The sequence below is a fragment of the Stenotrophomonas nitritireducens genome (genome assembly GCF_050984405.1).
Taxonomy (GTDB): Bacteria; Pseudomonadota; Gammaproteobacteria; order Xanthomonadales; family Xanthomonadaceae; genus Stenotrophomonas; species Stenotrophomonas nitritireducens_B.
In genome coordinates, this window is sequence record NZ_CP158790.1 from 2,127,921 (window position 1) to 2,144,556 (window position 16,636).

General features: G+C 68.0%; 15 protein-coding genes and 2 tRNA genes. 15 read left to right on the forward strand and 2 right to left on the reverse strand.

Annotated elements, in window-relative coordinates; translation table 11 throughout:
* Window positions 1–12: 12 nt before the first annotated feature.
* From thrS to ABTV91_RS09240, 10 genes are all read left to right on the forward strand, one after another.
* The gene (gene thrS / locus ABTV91_RS09195; protein WP_433851157.1) at window positions 13–1,917 is read left to right on the forward strand and encodes a threonine--tRNA ligase; all 1,905 of its coding nucleotides are present in this window, start codon (window positions 13–15) and stop codon (window positions 1,915–1,917) included.
* Between the two features lie 66 nt (window positions 1,918–1,983).
* The gene (gene infC, locus ABTV91_RS09200; protein ID WP_433854164.1) at window positions 1,984–2,508 is read left to right on the forward strand and encodes a translation initiation factor IF-3; all 525 of its coding nucleotides are present in this window, start codon (window positions 1,984–1,986) and stop codon (window positions 2,506–2,508) included.
* Window positions 2,509–2,823: 315 nt separating this feature from the next.
* The gene (gene rpmI / locus ABTV91_RS09205; RefSeq protein ID WP_010342861.1) at window positions 2,824–3,021 is read left to right on the forward strand and encodes a 50S ribosomal protein L35; all 198 of its coding nucleotides are present in this window, start codon (window positions 2,824–2,826) and stop codon (window positions 3,019–3,021) included.
* A gap of 11 nt (window positions 3,022–3,032) precedes the next feature.
* Window positions 3,033–3,392, forward strand: coding sequence for a 50S ribosomal protein L20 (gene rplT / locus ABTV91_RS09210; RefSeq protein WP_054664681.1), 360 nt, complete (start codon window positions 3,033–3,035; stop codon window positions 3,390–3,392).
* 296 nt (window positions 3,393–3,688) lie between these two features.
* Entirely contained in the window at window positions 3,689–4,684 is a 996-nt protein-coding gene (locus ABTV91_RS09215; protein ID WP_433851158.1) for a phenylalanine--tRNA ligase subunit alpha, read from the forward strand.
* Window positions 4,685–4,751: 67 nt separating this feature from the next.
* Window positions 4,752–7,133, forward strand: a complete 2,382-nt coding sequence (gene pheT, locus ABTV91_RS09220; protein ID WP_433851159.1) for a phenylalanine--tRNA ligase subunit beta — start codon at window positions 4,752–4,754, stop codon at window positions 7,131–7,133.
* 23 nt (window positions 7,134–7,156) lie between these two features.
* Window positions 7,157–7,456: an integration host factor subunit alpha gene (locus ABTV91_RS09225; protein ID WP_054657702.1), complete on the forward strand. Its 300-nt coding sequence runs from the start codon at window positions 7,157–7,159 to the stop codon at window positions 7,454–7,456.
* Window positions 7,437–7,793 carry a MerR family transcriptional regulator gene (locus ABTV91_RS09230; RefSeq protein ID WP_055769947.1) on the forward strand — a complete coding sequence of 119 codons (357 nt, stop codon included), beginning with the start codon at window positions 7,437–7,439 and terminating at the stop codon, window positions 7,791–7,793. Before ABTV91_RS09225 ends, ABTV91_RS09230 begins: the two co-directional genes overlap by 20 nt.
* A gap of 66 nt (window positions 7,794–7,859) precedes the next feature.
* Window positions 7,860–7,936 (forward strand) — tRNA-Pro (locus ABTV91_RS09235).
* 746 nt (window positions 7,937–8,682) lie between these two features.
* Window positions 8,683–9,699, forward strand: coding sequence for a TraB/GumN family protein (locus tag ABTV91_RS09240; protein WP_433851160.1), 1,017 nt, complete (start codon window positions 8,683–8,685; stop codon window positions 9,697–9,699).
* 12 nt (window positions 9,700–9,711) lie between these two features.
* Here ABTV91_RS09240 and ABTV91_RS09245 read toward each other — a convergent pair whose 3' ends face one another.
* A complete protein-coding gene (locus tag ABTV91_RS09245) occupies window positions 9,712–10,755 on the reverse strand; it encodes a 4Fe-4S dicluster domain-containing protein (protein WP_433851161.1) in 1,044 nt (347 codons plus the stop codon).
* A 47-nt stretch (window positions 10,756–10,802) separates the two neighbouring features.
* Complete coding sequence (locus ABTV91_RS09250) at window positions 10,803–11,087, reverse strand: hypothetical protein (protein ID WP_433851162.1); 285 nt, start codon at window positions 11,085–11,087, stop codon at window positions 10,803–10,805.
* 188 nt (window positions 11,088–11,275) lie between these two features.
* Between ABTV91_RS09250 and ABTV91_RS09255 the strand changes: the two genes are divergently transcribed.
* From ABTV91_RS09255 to ABTV91_RS09275, 5 genes are all read left to right on the forward strand, one after another.
* Window positions 11,276–11,692, forward strand: coding sequence for a group III truncated hemoglobin (locus ABTV91_RS09255; RefSeq protein WP_433851163.1), 417 nt, complete (start codon window positions 11,276–11,278; stop codon window positions 11,690–11,692).
* A gap of 163 nt (window positions 11,693–11,855) precedes the next feature.
* A complete protein-coding gene (hemN, locus tag ABTV91_RS09260; RefSeq protein WP_433851164.1) occupies window positions 11,856–13,265 on the forward strand; it encodes an oxygen-independent coproporphyrinogen III oxidase in 1,410 nt (469 codons plus the stop codon).
* A 197-nt stretch (window positions 13,266–13,462) separates the two neighbouring features.
* Window positions 13,463–13,549, forward strand: a tRNA-Leu gene (locus ABTV91_RS09265).
* Window positions 13,550–13,571: 22 nt separating this feature from the next.
* A complete protein-coding gene (locus ABTV91_RS09270; protein ID WP_433851165.1) occupies window positions 13,572–14,861 on the forward strand; it encodes a nucleotide sugar dehydrogenase in 1,290 nt (429 codons plus the stop codon).
* 30 nt (window positions 14,862–14,891) lie between these two features.
* Entirely contained in the window at window positions 14,892–16,514 is a 1,623-nt protein-coding gene (locus ABTV91_RS09275) for an FMN-binding glutamate synthase family protein (RefSeq protein ID WP_433851166.1), read from the forward strand.
* The last annotated feature ends 122 nt before the right edge of the window (window positions 16,515–16,636 follow it).

The window sequence follows — 16,636 nt, forward strand, 5'->3', positions numbered from 1 at the left end:
CCAGGTGAAGCCATGATCAACATCACTCTCCCCGACGGCAGCGTCCGTCAGTTCGAAAATCCGGTCAGCGTCATGGACGTGGCCCAGTCCATCGGTGCCGGCCTGGCCAAAGCCACCATCGCCGGCGCGGTGGATGGCGTGCTGGTCGACGCCAGCGACGTCATCGGCCACGATGCCGCGCTGCGCATCATCACCGCCAAGGACGAGGAGGGCGTGGAGATCATCCGCCACTCCTGCGCGCACCTGGTCGGCCACGCGGTCAAGCAGCTGTACCCGGACGTGAAGATGGTGATCGGCCCGGTCATCGCCGAGGGCTTCTATTACGACATCTACTCCGAGCGTCCGTTCACGCCGGAGGACATGGCCGCGATCGAGAAGCGCATGGGCGAACTGATCGCGCAGGACTACGACGTCATCAAGAAGATGACGCCGCGCGCGGAAGTCGTCGAGATCTTCAAGGCGCGCGGCGAGGACTACAAGCTGCGCCTGATCGAGGACATGGCCGACGACATCCAGGCCATGGGCATGTACTACCACCAGGAATACGTGGACATGTGCCGCGGCCCGCACGTGCCGAACACGCGCTTCCTCAAGGCGTTCAAGCTGACCCGCATCTCCGGCGCCTACTGGCGCGGCGACGCCAAGAACGAACAGCTGCAGCGCATCTACGGCACCGCCTGGGCCGACAAGAAGCAGCTCGAGGCCTACATCAAGCGCATCGAGGAAGCCGAGATGCGCGACCACCGCCGCATCGGCAGGCAGCAGGAACTGTTCCACCTGCAGGAAGAGGCGCCGGGTCTGGTGTTCTGGCACCCCAAGGGCTGGGCGCTGTGGCAGGTGGTCGAGCAGTACGTGCGCCGCGTCTACCGCAGCAGCGGCTACGGCGAGGTGCGCTGCCCGCAGATCCTGGACGTGAGCCTGTGGAAGAAGTCCGGCCACTGGGACAACTACCAGGACAACATGTTCTTCACCGAGTCGGAGAAGCGCACCTACGCGGTCAAGCCGATGAACTGCCCAGGCCATATCCAGGTGTTCAACCAGGGCCTGCACAGCTACCGCGACCTGCCGATCCGCTATGGCGAATTCGGCGCGTGCCACCGCAACGAGCCGTCCGGCGCGCTGCACGGCATCCTGCGCGTGCGCGGCTTCACCCAGGACGACGGCCACGTGTTCTGCACCGAGGAGCAGGTGGAGTCCGAGGTCCGCGCCTTCCACGCGCAGGCGCTGAAGGTCTATGCCGATTTCGGCTTCGAGGACATCCAGATCAAGATCGCGCTGCGCCCGGAATCGCGCCTGGGCGACGACGCCACCTGGGACAAGGCCGAGGACGCGCTGCGTTCGGCGCTGTCCAGCTGCGGCGTGGAATGGCAGGAGCTGCCGGGCGAGGGCGCCTTCTACGGGCCGAAGATCGAGTACCACCTGAAGGACGCCATCGGCCGTACCTGGCAGCTGGGCACCATGCAGGTGGACTTCATGATGCCGGGCCGCCTCGGCGCCGAATACGTCGATGAAAACAGCCAGAAACGGCACCCGGTAATGCTGCATCGGGCCATCGTCGGCTCGATGGAGCGCTTCATCGGCATCCTGATCGAGCACCATGCCGGCGCGTTCCCGACCTGGCTGGCGCCGGTGCAGGTGGTGGTGGCCAATATTACCGATGCCCAGGCTGAATACGTTCAGCAGGTTCGCAAAACCCTTGCGGAGCAAGGCTTCCGGGTCACCGCCGATTTGCGGAACGAGAAGATCGGCTATAAGATTCGCGAGCATACGCTGCAGCGTGTGCCGTACCTGCTGGTCGTCGGCGACCGCGAGAAGGAGAACGGCGCGGTGGCGGTACGCACCCGTTCGGGCGAGGATCTGGGCAGCATGTCGCTCCAGGCCTTCATCGAACGCCTGCAGGCGGAACACAGGCAGTAAGCTTCCAGCCCCGGCCCCCGCGGACGCTCCGTCGGGGCCGGTTCGATTCCATCCGGAGATTGCAATATCAGTACCCTTGACACCAAGCAGAATCGTCGCAACCACGAAATCCGCGTGCCGCGCGTGCGCGTGATCGGCAGCGACGGTGAAATGATCGGCGTGTTGTCGCGCGATGAAGCGCTGTCGATGGCCGAGGATGAGGGCCTGGACCTGGTCGAGATCCAGCCGCAGGCCGATCCGCCGGTCTGCAAGATCATGGACTTCGGCAAGTTCAAGTTCGAACAGCAGAAGAAGGCCAACGAGGCCAAGAAGAAGAGCAAGCAGGTCGAGATCAAGGAAGTGAAGTTCCGTCCGGTCACGGACGAGGGCGACTACCAGATCAAGCTGCGCAAGATGCGCGCCTTCCTCGAGGAGGGCGACAAGGTCAAGGTCAACATCCGCTTCCGTGGCCGCGAAATGAGCCATCAGGAACTGGGGCGCGAGATGGCCGGCCGCATCGAGGCGGACCTGGGCGAAGACATCGTGATCGAATCGCGGCCGCGCCTCGAGGGCCGGCAGATGGTCATGATGATCGCGCCGAAGAAGAAGTAAGCCGTCGCGGCCCCGGGCCGCAGGCGTATAGGACGGGGAGGGGCTCCGCGCCGGTTCCCCGTTCCGCGTTCATGCGTGCCGGCGGTCGAGTGCCTGCGATTGCAAGTGCCCGGATCCACAGGCATAATGGGCGGCCCGGTTCGCCGGGTTTGCTGTTTGCATCACCTACAGGACCTGCCTGCCTCCATCGGGAGTGCGGGCTTCAAGCAGGCAAGGGCAAGGATGGAAAGCGTGCTTCACGCGCTTCGCGACGCCGTCGCAAAGCACGGAAAGCGCCGCCCCGGCCAGTAAAAAGAGACCATCAAGGACATAGCAATGCCCAAGATCAAGACCAACCGGGCGGCGGCCAAGCGTTTCCGCAAGACCGCTTCCGGCAAGTACAAGGCTGGCCACGCCAACCGTAGCCACATCCTCACCAAGAAGGCGACCAAGCGGAAGCGTAACCTGCGTCAGACGAACCACGTCCGCGCGGAAGACGCAGGCCGTCTGGACCGCATGCTGCCCTACCTCTGAGGAACTGAACCATGGCACGAGTCAAGCGTGGTGTGCAGGCGCGCCGCCGCCACAAGAAAATCATCAGCCAGGCGAAGGGCTACTACAACGCCCGCCGCAAGGTTTTCCGCGTCGCCAAGCAGGCGGTCATCAAGGCGCAGCAGTACGCCTACATCGGCCGCAAGCAGAAGAAGCGCAATTTCCGTTCGCTGTGGATCACCCGCATCAATGCGGCTGCCCGCATCAACGGCATGAGCTACAGCCGTTTCATGAACGGCCTGCTCAAGGCTGGCATCACCCTGGACCGCAAGGTGCTGGCGGACATCGCCGTGCACGACGCGGCGGGTTTTGCCGCGCTGGCCGAGAAGGCCAAGAGCGCGCTGGCGGCATAAGTCCTTCCTCCGCCGGCGCGATTCACCCGCGGCGGTGGTGAATGAGACAATGCATGGGGAAGGGCGCAAGTCCTTCCCCATTTCTTTTTCCAGCCTGGCCGTTCCCTTCTCCCTTCGGGAGAAGGTGCCCCGCAGGGGCGGATGAGGGTAGGGGCGAAGCCTCGCTTGGTTCCAGATCACGAGGCTTCGCCCGTACCCTCACCCCAATCCCTCTCCCGGCGGGAGAGGGGCTTGAGAGCGCAGGAACATTGTCCGGCGCGGAACGTGTGAGGCACCGATCCGAGGTCCGTCGATCCATGAGTGACATCCAATCCCTGACCGCACAGGCGCTGGCCGACGTGGCCGCGGCGCAGAATCCGGAAACGCTGGAAAACCTGCGCGTCGCCCTGCTGGGCAAGAACGGCAGCATCACCGCGCAGCTCAAGCAGCTGGGTGGCCTGCCGGCCGACGAGCGCAAGGCGGCGGGCGAAGCGATCAACCGCGCGCGCGACGCGGTGTCCGGTGCCCTGGGCGAGCGCAAGGCGCTGCTGGAAAATGCGGCCCTGGACGCGCGCCTGGCCTCGGAGCGCATCGATGTGACCCTGCCGGGGCGCGATGCCGGGCGCGGCGGCCTGCACCCGGTCACGCGCACGCTGGAGCGCATCACCGAGATCTTCGGCCGTCTCGGCTATGAGCTCTCCGAGGGCCCGGAGATCGAGGACGACTGGCACAACTTCGAGGCGCTGAACTTCCCGCCGCATCACCCGGCGCGCGCCATGCACGACACCTTCTACTTCGGCGACGGCCGCCTGCTGCGCACGCATACCTCCGGCGTGCAGGTGCGCTACATGGATGATCACCGCCCTCCGCTGCGCATGATCGCCGCCGGCAAGGTCTACCGCAGCGACAGCGACCAGACCCATTCGCCGATGTTCCACCAGGTCGAAGGCCTGCTGGTGGACGAGCATTCGACCTTCGCCGACCTCAAGGGCACGCTGAGCGAATTCGTGCGTGCGTTCTTCGAGCGCGATTTCGAGATGCGCTTCCGCCCCAGCTACTTCCCGTTTGTGGAACCGGGCGCGGAAGTGGACATCGCCTGGCAGCAGCCCGATGGCAGCACCCGCTGGCTGGAAGTACTGGGCTGCGGCATGGTGCACCCGAACGTGCTGCGCAACTGCGGCATCGATCCGGAGCGCTACACCGGCTTCGCCTTCGGGCTGGGCGTGGAGCGCTTCGCGATGCTGCGCTATGGCGTGAACGACCTGCGCGCGTTCTTCGACAACGACGTGCGTTTCCTGCGCCAGTTCGCGTAAGGCGCGGCAGCGGGTTCCCCACAGGCATACACGGCGGGCGGTGGCCCGCACAACGGATCGAGCAACGATGAAATTCTCCGAAAGCTGGCTGCGCAGCCATGTCCCCACCGATGCCACGCGCGATGAACTGGGCGCGGTGCTGACCGCCATCGGCCTGGAAGTCGAGGAAGTGACGGCGCTGGGCCAGGGCCTGGACAACGTGGTGGTGGCGCGCATCGTCGAGGCCGTGCGCCATCCGGAGGCCGACCGCCTGCAGGTGTGCCGGGTCGACGCGGGCAAGGGCGAGCTGCTGCAGATCGTCTGCGGTGCGCCGAACGCGCGCCCGGGCCTGGTCGCGCCGCTGGCGATGGTCGGCGCGCAGATCGGCGAGCTGAAGATCAAGCCGGCCAAGCTGCGCGGCGTGGAATCCAACGGCATGCTGTGCTCGGCCAAGGAGCTGGGCCTGGACAACGACGCTTCCGGCCTGCTGGAACTGCCGGACGACGCACCGGTGGGTACGCCGCTGGTCGACTACCTGGGCCTGCCCGACGCCAGCATCGAGATCAAGCTCACCCCCAACCGCGCCGACTGCTTCAGCGTGCGCGGCATCGCCTTCGATGTCGCCGCCGCCACCCGCAGCGAGGTGAAGCCGTTCGCCGCCGATGCGGTGCCGGCGCAGGGCGCGCGTGAACTGGCCATCGCGCTGGAGGCCGGCGCCGAAGCGCCGCGTTACCTCGGTCGGGTGATCGAAGGCGTCGACGCGCGTGCGGCCACGCCGCTGTGGATGGCCGAGCGCCTGCGCCGCAGCGGCGTGCGCCCGGTGTCGCTGCTGGTGGACATCACCCAGTACGTGATGCTGGAGCTGGGCCAGCCGATGCATGCCTACGACCTGGATACGCTCAAGGGCGGCATCGGCGTGCGCCGCTCGCGCGCCGGCGAGACCCTGAAGCTGCTCGATGGCCGCGACGCCGCGCTGGACGACAGCTTCCTGGTGATCACCGACGCCGACCGCCCGGTCGGGCTGGCCGGCATGATGGGCGGCTTCGATACGCGCGTCACCGACACCACCACCAACGTGTTCCTCGAGGCCGCGCACTTCGCTCCGGCTGCGATCATGGGACGCGGCCGCAAGCTGGGCCTGCACACCGACGCCGGCCACCGCTTCGAGCGCGGCGTCGATCCGCAGCTGCCGCGCACGGCGATCGAGTACGCCACCCGCCTGGTGCTGGATCTGGCCGGCGGCGTGCCGGCGCCGGTCACCGAGGCGGTGCGCGAGGGCGACCTGCCGGTGGCGGCGACGATCGCGCTGCGCCGCGCGCGCATCGCACGCGTGCTGGGCATCCAGATCGACGATGCCGAGGTCGAACGCATCCTGCGCGCGCTGGGCATGGCGGTCGCGCCGGCGGCAGACGGCTGGAGCGTGACCGCGCCGAGCCGCCGCTTCGACATCGCCATCGAAGAGGACCTGATCGAGGAACTGGCGCGCATCCACGGCTACGAGAAGATCCCGACCACGCTGCCGGGCGGCGCCGCGCGCATTGCCATGCCCAGCGAAACCCGTCTGGATGATCTGAGCGTGCGCCGCCAGCTGGTGGCGCGCGACATGCTGGAAACCATCAACTACGCCTTCGTCGATGCGCAGCTGCTCGACCACTGGGCGCTGACGGACGCGCGCGTGGCGCTGGCCAATCCGCTGTCGGCGGAGCTGGCGGTGATGCGGCCGATGCTGCTGCCGGGCCTGGTGGCGACGCTGGGCCGCAATGTCGCGCGCCAGGCGGGCCGCGTGCGCCTGTTCGAGCTGGGCCGCGTTTTCGCGCAGCAGGCCGGCGGAGCCGGGCAGGCGCCGCAGGAAACCGTGCGCGTGGCCGCGGCCGTCTGCGGCGATGCGGCGGCACTGCAATGGGGCGAGAAGGCGCGCAAGGTCGATTTCCACGACCTGAAGGGCGACCTGCAGTCGCTGGCTGCCGCTTCCGGCGCGCAGCTGGAGTTCCGCGTCGCGCAGCACCCGTTCGCGCATCCGGCGCGTTCGGCCGACGTCTGGCGCGACGGCCAGCGCATCGGCTGGATCGGCCAGCTGCATCCGCGCCTGGCGGCGGCGATGGAGATCGACGTCGAAGTGCTGGCGTTCGAGCTGGACCTGGAGCCGCTGGCCGCGCGTGCGCTGCCCCGTGCCGGCGAGCTGTCGCGGTTCCCGGCGGTACGCCGCGACCTGGCCGTGGTGGCCGCTGAACAGGTCGAATGGGAGGCCTTGTCGGCGACGATCCGCCAGGCGGCGGGCAGCCTGCTGCGCGAGGTCGTGCTGTTCGACCGCTATGTCGGGCAGGGGGTCGAACCCGGATTCAAGAGTCTGGCTATGGGCTTGATTTTGCAGGACACCTCGCGCACTCTGACGGACCGCGACGTGGACGCCGTGGTCGCCTCCGTGGTGGCCGCCGTCGAGCATGAACACGGCGCCAGGATCCGGGGTTGAAGCGGAAGTAACAGGGAACAGGCATGGCATTGACCAAGGCGGAGATGGCCGACCGGTTGTTCGACGAGGTCGGCTTGAACAAGCGCGAGGCCAAGGAGTTCGTCGACGCGTTCTTCGACGTGCTGCGTGATGCCTTGGAACAGGGACGCCAGGTGAAGCTGTCCGGTTTCGGCAATTTCGACCTGCGGCGCAAGAACCAGCGCCCGGGCCGCAATCCCAAGACCGGGGAGGAGATTCCGATTTCCGCCCGCACGGTGGTCACCTTCCGTCCGGGCCAGAAGCTCAAGGAGCGGGTGGAGGCATATGCTGGATCCGGGCAGTAACCGCGAGCTTCCGCCGATTCCGGCCAAGCGCTACTTCACCATCGGTGAGGTCAGCGAGCTGTGCGACGTCAAGCCGCACGTGCTGCGCTACTGGGAGACCGAGTTCCCGAGCCTGGAGCCGGCCAAGCGCCGCGGCAACCGTCGCTACTACCAGCGCCACGACGTGCTGATGGTGCGGCAGATCCGCGGCCTGCTGTACGAACAGGGCTATACCATCGGCGGCGCCCGCCTGCGCCTGGAAGGCGAGGGCGCGCGGCAGGAGTCGGCGCTGAGCAACCAGATCATCAAGCAGGTCCGCATGGAGCTCGAGGAAGTGCTGCAGCTGCTGCGGCGTTGACCGCTTCCACGGCAATACGCGTATAATCGCCGGCTCGCCACCGCGGTGGCGGAACGCAGTAACGATCGGGGCGTAGCGCAGCCTGGTAGCGCATCTGCCTGGGGGGCAGAGGGTCGTCGGTTCGAATCCGGCCGTCCCGACCAATTACTGCAGATGAAAAAAACGGCTTGCACCTTGTAGTGCAGGCCGTTTTTCTTTGTGCACGGTCATCGTGTGGCGCCTTGTCCCACAGGCTGGATGTGCTTGTTCGACCAACTCCCTTCAGGAGCGCGTGTGCTTCAGATTCCCAAGGGCAACGGCGTATTTCGGGCCCGCTATGAGGCCGCCGCTTCTGAAGCTGTCATGGGGCGGCGGTGCTTGTCGTCGGGGGCAGAAAGCCCCGCACGGGGCGGGGCTCTCGTACTGGGCCGTTGGTTCAGGGTTCAAGCGGTGGTAATGAGGTGGTCCACGGTATGCAATTTCCACCAGGCCCACAGATCACCAAGTTCCCGTTCGCGTCTGTCCCGATGCAAATCGGCTCACCCGTGCAGGCCGGTGGCGGCGGCGGGGGCGGAGGGGGCGGCGGATCTCCGTCGGCTGCCAATACAGGCACTGCGAGGCTCATGCTTACGACAAGCAGCCCAACGGCCGCTCCTTTCACCATGCTCTTCATTCAGTAGCTCCGTGATCGTCACTCCATGTGACTAAGTGCTTCTAACATGCTGTCCACCGGGCGGCAATATGTCCTGTTGCTGCCCTGCCGGCCCTTGCCAACATGCCCGACGGAGCGGGGCATGAAAGATCTGACGCCGCGCCAACGGATGCGGCCCGGCCCGGGACGAACGATCCGCTAACGCGAGCGCGTGCGGAACCGGCTAAGGTCGCGCCTTTCCCACGCGGCAGGAAGGTCATGCGGGTTGCGAAATGGAGTTTGCTGGCGGGTCTTTGGCTATTGCCGCTGTCGCCCTTGTACGCCGACCCGCCCGCCGAAGCGGATGCGGCAGGCGCAGCGCCGATCCGCGATCTGGAAACCCTGGTGGTGCACGGCGTGCAGCCCGGGCCGGGACTGTGGAGGGTCAGCAAGGGCGAGCACGTGCTGTGGATCCTGGGGACGGCGTCGCCGCTGCCCGGCCGGATCCAGTGGCAGTCGGGTGAGGTGGAAGCGATCGTCGCGCGCTCGCAGCAGGTGCTGCTGCCTCCTGCGTTGTCCTTCAACGCCGACGTGGGCTTCTTCGGCATGCTGGCGCTGGCACCGGCCGCGTGGAAGGCGATGCGCAACGAGAATGGTGCGAAGCTGGAGGATGTGCTGCCGCCGGCGCTGTATGCTCGCTGGCAGGTGCAGAAGCGCCGGTATCTGGGCCGCGACGGCGGCGTCGAGCGCAAGCGCCCGATGATCGCCGCGAACGAGCTGTATGCGGCGGCGCTCAAGTCGACCGGGCTGGGGCAGAAACCGGTGGTCTGGCCGGTCGTGCAGAAAGCGGCCAAGGCGGCAGGCATCAAGCCGACCTCGACGACGCTGAAGTTCGAGATCGACGACCCGAAGGCGGCGATCCGAGAGTTCCGCGCCGGCGGTTTCGATGACGCGGCGTGCTTCGAGCACAAACTCGCGGCGGTGGAACACGATCTGCCGCGGCTGGTGGAGCGGGCCAACGCCTGGGCGCTCGGCGACATCGAAGCATTGCGCGGCCTGCCGCTGGAAGACGCCGATGGCGCCTGCCTGCGCGCGCTGGCCGACTCCGGCTTCGCCCGCAACCGGGGTTATGGCGATCTCCGCGAGCGGGGGCACCAGCACTGGATGAGCATCGCGGAGGAGGCGCTGCTCCGGAACCGCGAGACGTTCGCGATGCTGCCGGTCGACAGCCTGCTGGCCGCCGACGGCTACCTCGCCCGGCTGCAGGCGCGCGGCTACGAGGTGGAAGCGCCCTGAGCCGGCGCTGCGTCAGTTCGCGGCGAGCAGGCCGGCGATGGCCAAGGCGAGGAACAGTAGCGTCAACGCGCCGAACAGCAGGGGCCGCACGCGCAAAGGCACCGGTGGGCGCTGTTCGATGCGGGCGCTGCTGGCGCGCAGGATGAGTCCGGCGGGGAAGCCGCTGCGGGCCATGGCGTCGTCGCAGGCGTCCACGCAGGCGCTGCATTCGATGCAGGCATCGGTGCGGCCGTTGCGGATGTCCAGGCCAATGGGACAGGCGCGGACGCAGGCATCGCAATCGGTGCAGTCGCCCAAGTGGGCGTCGCCGAAGGTCGGACGCGGGCCGGCGCTGGCCGGATGCGCGGCGCGGAATACGTAGTCGCGGGCGGTCACCGGGTCCAGCAGGCCGCGCGCGCGCTGCATCACGCTGCCGCCACCGGCCGGGCGGGCGCCACGTGGCTCGCCGCGCCGCGCGTCGTAGTGGATCGACGGCGTGCAGGCATCGGTGAGCCAGGGTTGTACGCGGCTGTACGGGCACAGGTAGGTGCATACCTGTTCGTGCAGGAACAGCACGTTGGCCCAGGTGGCCAGGGCATAGAAGGCGATCCAGAACACTTCCCAGCCGTTCAGCGCGAACGCGGGCAGCGCGGCGACGAGCCCGCCGATCGGCGAGAAATAGCCGACGAAGGTGATGCCGGTCCACAGCGCGATCGCCGCCCACAACGCATGCCGCAGCACCGGCTCGATGCGGTCGCCGACCAGGCCGTCGAGCGTGGTGACGCGTCGCAGGGCACGGTGCAGCCGCGTCAGCACGGTCTGCGGACACGCATAGGCGCACCACAGCCGGCCGCACAGGCTGGTGACCAGGCAAAGCGCGGCCAGCGCGGCCAGCGCCAGCCACAGCAGCGGCAGGATCGCGTCGGTACGCAGGTCCAGGCCGAAGAAGTGGATGTGCCGTGCCTCGATGTCGAACAGGAGCACTGCCGTGTCGTGCCAGCGCAGCCACGGCAGGCCGTAGAACAGCCCCAGCATCACGGCCAGCGCCAGCCACTGCACGGCATGGCGCCGGTTCATGGATGCCCGCCGCATGGGTGTGGTGGGGCAGGCGGAGCGGCCGACGCTCATTCCAGCGGTTCTTCGTCGCGGCCGGGCGCGCGCAGCAGCAGGGCGGTCACGCTGCAGGCGGAGAACGTGCCCAGCCACGCCAGGAAGAAGCCGGCGGTATAGCCGAGATGGCGGCTGATGGCGTGGCGCGGGAAACCGATGCGCTGCAGGTCCAGCGGGTCGAAGAAGGCGAAGAACAGCGCCGATGCGACCACCGCGACGAAGAAGCTCGGCCACAGCACCGCGCCCAGCTGCTGTACCGGGGAACGTCGCGGAAGGGACGAAGTGTCGGGGTCGATCATGGTGGCATCGGACGCGGAGCCTGGCAGGCGTACAATCAGTGCTTGCCGCTTCGCCGAAAGCGGCGGTGAAGGCAAGGGTGGACTTGCCGTCAGCCTAGGCAGCCCGGAGGCGGGCAGCCTTGATCTGGATCAAGCCGTGCCCGGAAGCCGTTCAGCACAATGGCGGGCAGGCGAGGAGCTTTGCAGCGATGAACGACGAGCGCCTGCCGCAACCGGCGGCGGACCTGTGCAGCGAGGAGGAGATCGACCGCCTGGTGCGGCGTTTCTACGGGCGCGTGCGCGAGGACGAGCTGCTCGGGCCGGTGTTCGAGGCCCATGTGCACGACTGGGAGGCGCACATGCGCCATCTGGTTGATTTCTGGTCGGCGCTGCTGCGCGGCACGCGCCGTTTCCAGGGCGCGCCGATGCAGAAGCACATGGTGATCGACGAGCTGCGCGAGGAGCTGTTCGAGCGCTGGCTGCTGCTGTTCCGGCAGACCACGGCCGAACTGGGCAACGTGCCGATGCAGCGGCTGGCCGACGATGCCGCCGAGCGCATCGCGGGCAATTTCTGGCGGCGTTTCCAGATGTCGCGCTGGCCCACGCTGCCGGTGCTGGGGCAGTAGCGGGGGAGTAAGTGAAGTGAAGCGTGAGAAGGATCAAGAGCGATCTCCGCCTGCGCGGAGATGATGGCTCTGCCTTCTCTCACTTCTCACTTCTCTTCACTCACTCCTGCTTCATTGATCTGGCTCAAGGCGTCAGCCGGTGACACGGTGCATGCTGCGCCGCATGGACACGACCACCGCATTTCCCGATCCGCTGGGCTGGACCTTCGATCCGGACATCCTGCGCCGCCACGACCGGCCGGGGCCGCGCTACACCTCCTATCCCACCGCGCCGCATTTCCACGACGGCTATGGCGCCGGGCAGTTCCGCACCGCCATCGCGCGCAGCAATGCGTCGGCGCGGCCGCTGTCGCTGTACGTGCACGTGCCGTACTGCACCAGCCCCTGCTTCTACTGCGGCTGCAACCGCGTCATCAGCCGCGACCGCGACAAGGGCGCGCCGTACGTGGACCGGGTGCTGGCCGAAGCGGACCGCGTGGCGCCGCTGTTCGACCCGGCGCGGGAGGTGACCCAGCTGCATTTCGGTGGCGGCACGCCGAACTTCCTCGAACCGGAGCAGCTGTCGCGCCTGGTCGAAGGGTTGCGCCGGCGTTTCCGTTTCAGCGGCGAGGCCGGCCGCGATTTCTCCATCGAGCTGGATCCGCGCTCGGTGTCGCCCGCCGACATCGCCCTGCTGGCGCAAATGGGGTTCAACCGCGCCAGCCTCGGCGTGCAGGATTTCGACCCCGCGGTGCAGCGGGCGATCAACCGCGTGCAGGGCGTGGAGGAAACGCTGGCGATCATCGACGCCTGCCGCCGCCATGGGCTGCGCTCGGTCAACGTCGATCTGATCTACGGTCTGCCCAGGCAGACGCCGGAAGGCTTCGCGCGCACGCTGGAAACCGTCCTGGCAGTGCGCCCGGACCGGCTGGCGATCTATGGCTACGCGCACATGCCGCACCTGTTCAAGGCGCAGCGGCAGATCGTCGATGCCGAGCTGCCCGACGCGGAACGCAAGCTCGCGCTGCTCGGGCTGGCGGTGGAGCGCCTGTCGGCGGCCGGCTACCAGTACATCGGCATGGATCACTTCGCGCTGCCGGAAGAGGACCTGTCGCGCGCGCAGCGCGCCGGCAGCCTGCACCGCAACTTCATGGGCTACACCACCCATGCCGATACCGACCTGGTGGGGCTGGGCGTGAGCGCGATCAGCCGGATCGACGACAGCTACAGCCAGAACCCGCGCGACCTGAAGGACTGGGAAGCGCGCATCGACGCCGGCGACCTGCCGGTATGGCGCGGGCTGGAACTGGATGCCGACGACCTGCTGCGCGCCGAGCTGATCCAGCAGCTGATGTGCCACGGCCGGGTGGACGGTTACGCCCTGGCCGCGCGCCATGGCATCGATTTCGAGCACTACTTCGCCGCCGAACTGGCCGCGCTGCAGCACCTGGCCGCCGACGGCCTGGCCCTCTACCGCGACGGCGTCGTCGCCGCAACCCGGCAGGGGCGGCCGCTGCTGCGGCTGATCGCCATGTGCTTCGACCGTTACCTGCAGGCGCCGCAGCAGCCGGCGCGCTACTCGCGGGCGATCTGAGCGTCAGTCACCCCATGGCAGAACCGTAGGAGCGACTTCAGTCGCGAAGGGGCTTTCGCGCGCGATGCTGCCCGCCCAAGCCCCGAGTCCCAGCAGGATTTGCCGGGTAAGCCCCCTTCGCGACTGAAGTCGCTCCTACGGGCGAGGCGGCTGGCTTGGATTCACAAGCGCGCGCCGATCAGGCACGCTATCGCGATGCCCGGATGGCGAAACTGGTAGACGCATCGGACTTAAAATCCGCCGGGGGCAACCCCATGCCGGTTCGATTCCGGCTCCGGGCACCAGCATGCAACCTCGAGGGATGGGATGAGCGCCGATATTTCCGCAGCCAGCGCGCCGCGCATCGCCATCGTCGGCCTGGGCTATGTCGGCCTGCCGCTGGCGGTCGAATTCGGCCGGACGCTGGACACGCTGGGCTATGACATCGACGCCGCGCGCGTGGCCGAGCTGCGCGAGGGCCATGACCGTACGCTCGAGCTTTCCGCGGACGAGCTGTCGGCGGCCGCGTGCCTGCGCTACTGCGCCGATGCGGCGGAGCTGGCGCAGTGCAACGTGTTCATCGTCACCGTGCCGACGCCCATCGACGCCTGGGAGCAGCCGGACCTGCAGCCGCTGCGCGGCGCCAGCCAGCTGATCGCCGGCGTGCTCAAGCGCGGCGACCTGGTGATCTACGAATCCACCGTCTATCCCGGCACCACCGAGGAAGTCTGCGTGCCGCTGCTGGAACAGGGCTCGGGCCTGCGCTTCAACCAGGATTTCTGGTGCGGCTACAGCCCGGAGCGGATCAATCCCGGTGACCGCCAGCGGCGCCTGCCGGACATCCGCAAGATCACCTCCGGCTCCACGCCGGAAGCGGCCGAGGTGGTGGACGCGCTGTACCGGCGCATCATCGCCGCCGGCACCTGGCGCGCGCCGTCGCTGCGTGTGGCCGAGGCGGCCAAGGTGGTGGAGAACATCCAGCGCGACGTGAACATCGCCCTGGTCAACGAGTTGGCGCTGATCTTCGACCGGCTCGGCATCGACACGCTGGACGTGCTCGAAGCGGCCGGTACCAAGTGGAATTTCCTGCCGTTCCGGCCGGGCATGGTCGGCGGCCACTGCATCGGCGTGGACCCGTATTACCTGCTGCACAAGTCCGAGAGCGTGGGCTACCACCCGGACCTGATCCACACCGCGCGCCAGGTCAACAACCGCGTGGTCGCGCACGTGGTCGCGCGCGTCGGCGCGCTGCTGGCAGGCAAGGGCAAGCCGCTGCGCGGCGCGCGGGTGCTGGTGCTGGGCGTGACCTTCAAGGAGGACTGCCCGGACCTGCGCAACAGCCGCGCGCTGGACCTGGCGCGGCTGCTGGCCGGGCAGGGCGCGGCGGTCGATGCGTTCGACCCGTGGGCCGATCCGGCGGAAGCCGAGCGCGAGGCCGGCGTGGCGCTGGTGGATGCGCCGGCGCAGGCGCACTACGACGCGGTGGTGCTGGCCGTGGCGCACCGCCAGTTCCGCGAACTCGACGCCGCGCGCATACGCGCGCTGGGCGTGGCGGACATGGTGGTCTACGACGTCAAGTCGGTGTGGCCGCGGCACGTGGTGGACGACCGGTTGTAGAATCCGGCATCACCGGTCGCGAGGACGGCAATGCATCGTTATCTGGTCTACGTGCTGGCACTGGTCCTGTTGCCCGTGTCGCTGGCCCTGGCCGACCGCTGGCCTGCCTGGTACTGGGGCGTGGGGCTGTTCGGCGCGATGGCGCTGCTCGGCACCTGGGACGTGCTGCAGCGGCGCAGCGTACTGCGGCGCAACTACCCCGTGCTGGCGCACTTCCGCTACGGCTTCGAGTCCATCGGCCCGGAAATCCGCCAGTACTTCGTGCAGAGCGACCTGGAGGACGTGCCGTTCTCGCGCCAGCAGCGGCAGCTGGTCTACCAGCGCGCGCGCAACGTTATGGACGTGGTGCCGTTCGGCACGCTGCGCAGCACCTACGCGGTGGACTACGAGTGGATCAACCACTCGATGGCGCCGACCAGCATCCCGCACCACGATTTCCGGGTGGTGATCGGCGCCGGCTGCGCGCGGCCGTACTCGGCCAGCGTGTTCAACATCTCGGCGATGAGCTTCGGCTCGCTGTCGGCCAACGCCATCCGCGCGCTCAACAAGGGCGCGAAGCTGGGCGGCTTCTACCACGACACCGGCGAAGGCTCGATTTCGCCCTACCACCGCGAGAACGGCGGCGACCTGGTGTGGGAGATCGGCTCGGGCTATTTCGGCTGCCGCGACGAGCATGGCCGTTTCAGCGAGGAGCGCTTCGTCGCCAATGCCAACCACGACCAGGTCAAGATGATCGAGATCAAGCTGTCGCAGGGCGCCAAGCCCGGCCATGGCGGCGTGCTGCCCGCGGCCAAGGTCAGCGCGGAAATCTCCGTCACCCGCGGCGTGCCGATGGGCGTGGACTGCGTGTCACCGTCGCGGCACTCGGCGTTCTCCACGCCGGTGGAACTGCTGCAGTTCGTCGCGCGCCTGCGCGAGTTGTCCGGCGGCAAGCCGACCGGCTTCAAGCTGGCCATCGGCCACCCGTGGGAATGGTTCGGCATCGCCAAGGCCATGCACGAGACCGGGCTGCTGCCGGACTTCATCGTGGTCGATGGCGCCGAGGGCGGCACCGGCGCATCGCCGGCCGAGTTCATCGACCACGTCGGCGTGCCGATGAACGAGGCGCTGATCCTGGTGCACAACACGCTGGTCGGCCTCAACCTGCGCGAGCGCATCCGCATCGGCGCGGCCGGCAAGGTGACCAGCGCGTTCGACATCGCGCGCACCATCGCGCTGGGCGCGGACTGGTGCAACGCCGGGCGCGGTTTCATGTTCGCGCTGGGCTGCATCCAGTCGCTGAGCTGCCACAACGACAAGTGCCCGACCGGCATCGCCACCCAGGACCCGGGCCGCTGGCGCCACCTCGATCCGACCGACAAGGCCGAGCGCGTGCGCAACTTCCACGAGAACACCCTGCGCGCGCTGCGCGACCTGCTGGGCGCGGCCGGGCTGAACGATCCATCCGAGCTGGGGCCGGAACACATCCTGCGCCGGGTATCGCCGATCGAGATCCGGTCGATGGCGCGGTTGTACCGCTACCTCGTGCCGGGCGAACTGCTCGACAAGGTGCCGGGCCATGCGGTGTTCCGCGCGTACTGGGCCGACGCGCGCAGCGATTCGTTCGAGCCGCCGCCGCGCGTGGCGACGCTGCGCGGCACCAAGCTGCACTGAGCTTGAAGCCCCTCTCCCGTCGGGAGAGGGGTTGGGTTGAGGGAATGCACCATGCGCGGGGGCAAGCACGCACCCACCGCCGCCGCGAAGGCTATGCGTGTTTCGAGCCGGACCCGTTTTAC

Bases quoted from the DNA above. Each gene is read 5' to 3' on its own strand.
- ABTV91_RS09215 (WP_433851158.1), top strand. From the start codon at position 3,689: ATGAGTGACATCCAATCCCTGACCGCACAGGCGCTGGCCGACGTGGCC.
- ABTV91_RS09245 (WP_433851161.1), bottom strand. From the start codon at position 10,755: ATGAACCGGCGCCATGCCGTGCAGTGGCTGGCGCTGGCCGTGATGCTG.
- ABTV91_RS09250 (WP_433851162.1), bottom strand. From the start codon at position 11,087: ATGATCGACCCCGACACTTCGTCCCTTCCGCGACGTTCCCCGGTACAG.
- rpmI (WP_010342861.1), top strand. From the start codon at position 2,824: ATGCCCAAGATCAAGACCAACCGGGCGGCGGCCAAGCGTTTCCGCAAG.
- ABTV91_RS09225 (WP_054657702.1), top strand. From the start codon at position 7,157: ATGGCATTGACCAAGGCGGAGATGGCCGACCGGTTGTTCGACGAGGTC.
- ABTV91_RS09240 (WP_433851160.1), top strand. From the start codon at position 8,683: ATGCGGGTTGCGAAATGGAGTTTGCTGGCGGGTCTTTGGCTATTGCCG.
- ABTV91_RS09270 (WP_433851165.1), top strand. From the start codon at position 13,572: ATGAGCGCCGATATTTCCGCAGCCAGCGCGCCGCGCATCGCCATCGTC.
- hemN (WP_433851164.1), top strand. From the start codon at position 11,856: ATGGACACGACCACCGCATTTCCCGATCCGCTGGGCTGGACCTTCGAT.
- ABTV91_RS09255 (WP_433851163.1), top strand. From the start codon at position 11,276: ATGAACGACGAGCGCCTGCCGCAACCGGCGGCGGACCTGTGCAGCGAG.
- thrS (WP_433851157.1), top strand. From the start codon at position 13: ATGATCAACATCACTCTCCCCGACGGCAGCGTCCGTCAGTTCGAAAAT.
- pheT (WP_433851159.1), top strand. From the start codon at position 4,752: ATGAAATTCTCCGAAAGCTGGCTGCGCAGCCATGTCCCCACCGATGCC.
- rplT (WP_054664681.1), top strand. From the start codon at position 3,033: ATGGCACGAGTCAAGCGTGGTGTGCAGGCGCGCCGCCGCCACAAGAAA.
- ABTV91_RS09275 (WP_433851166.1), top strand. From the start codon at position 14,892: ATGCATCGTTATCTGGTCTACGTGCTGGCACTGGTCCTGTTGCCCGTG.
- ABTV91_RS09230 (WP_055769947.1), top strand. From the start codon at position 7,437: ATGCTGGATCCGGGCAGTAACCGCGAGCTTCCGCCGATTCCGGCCAAG.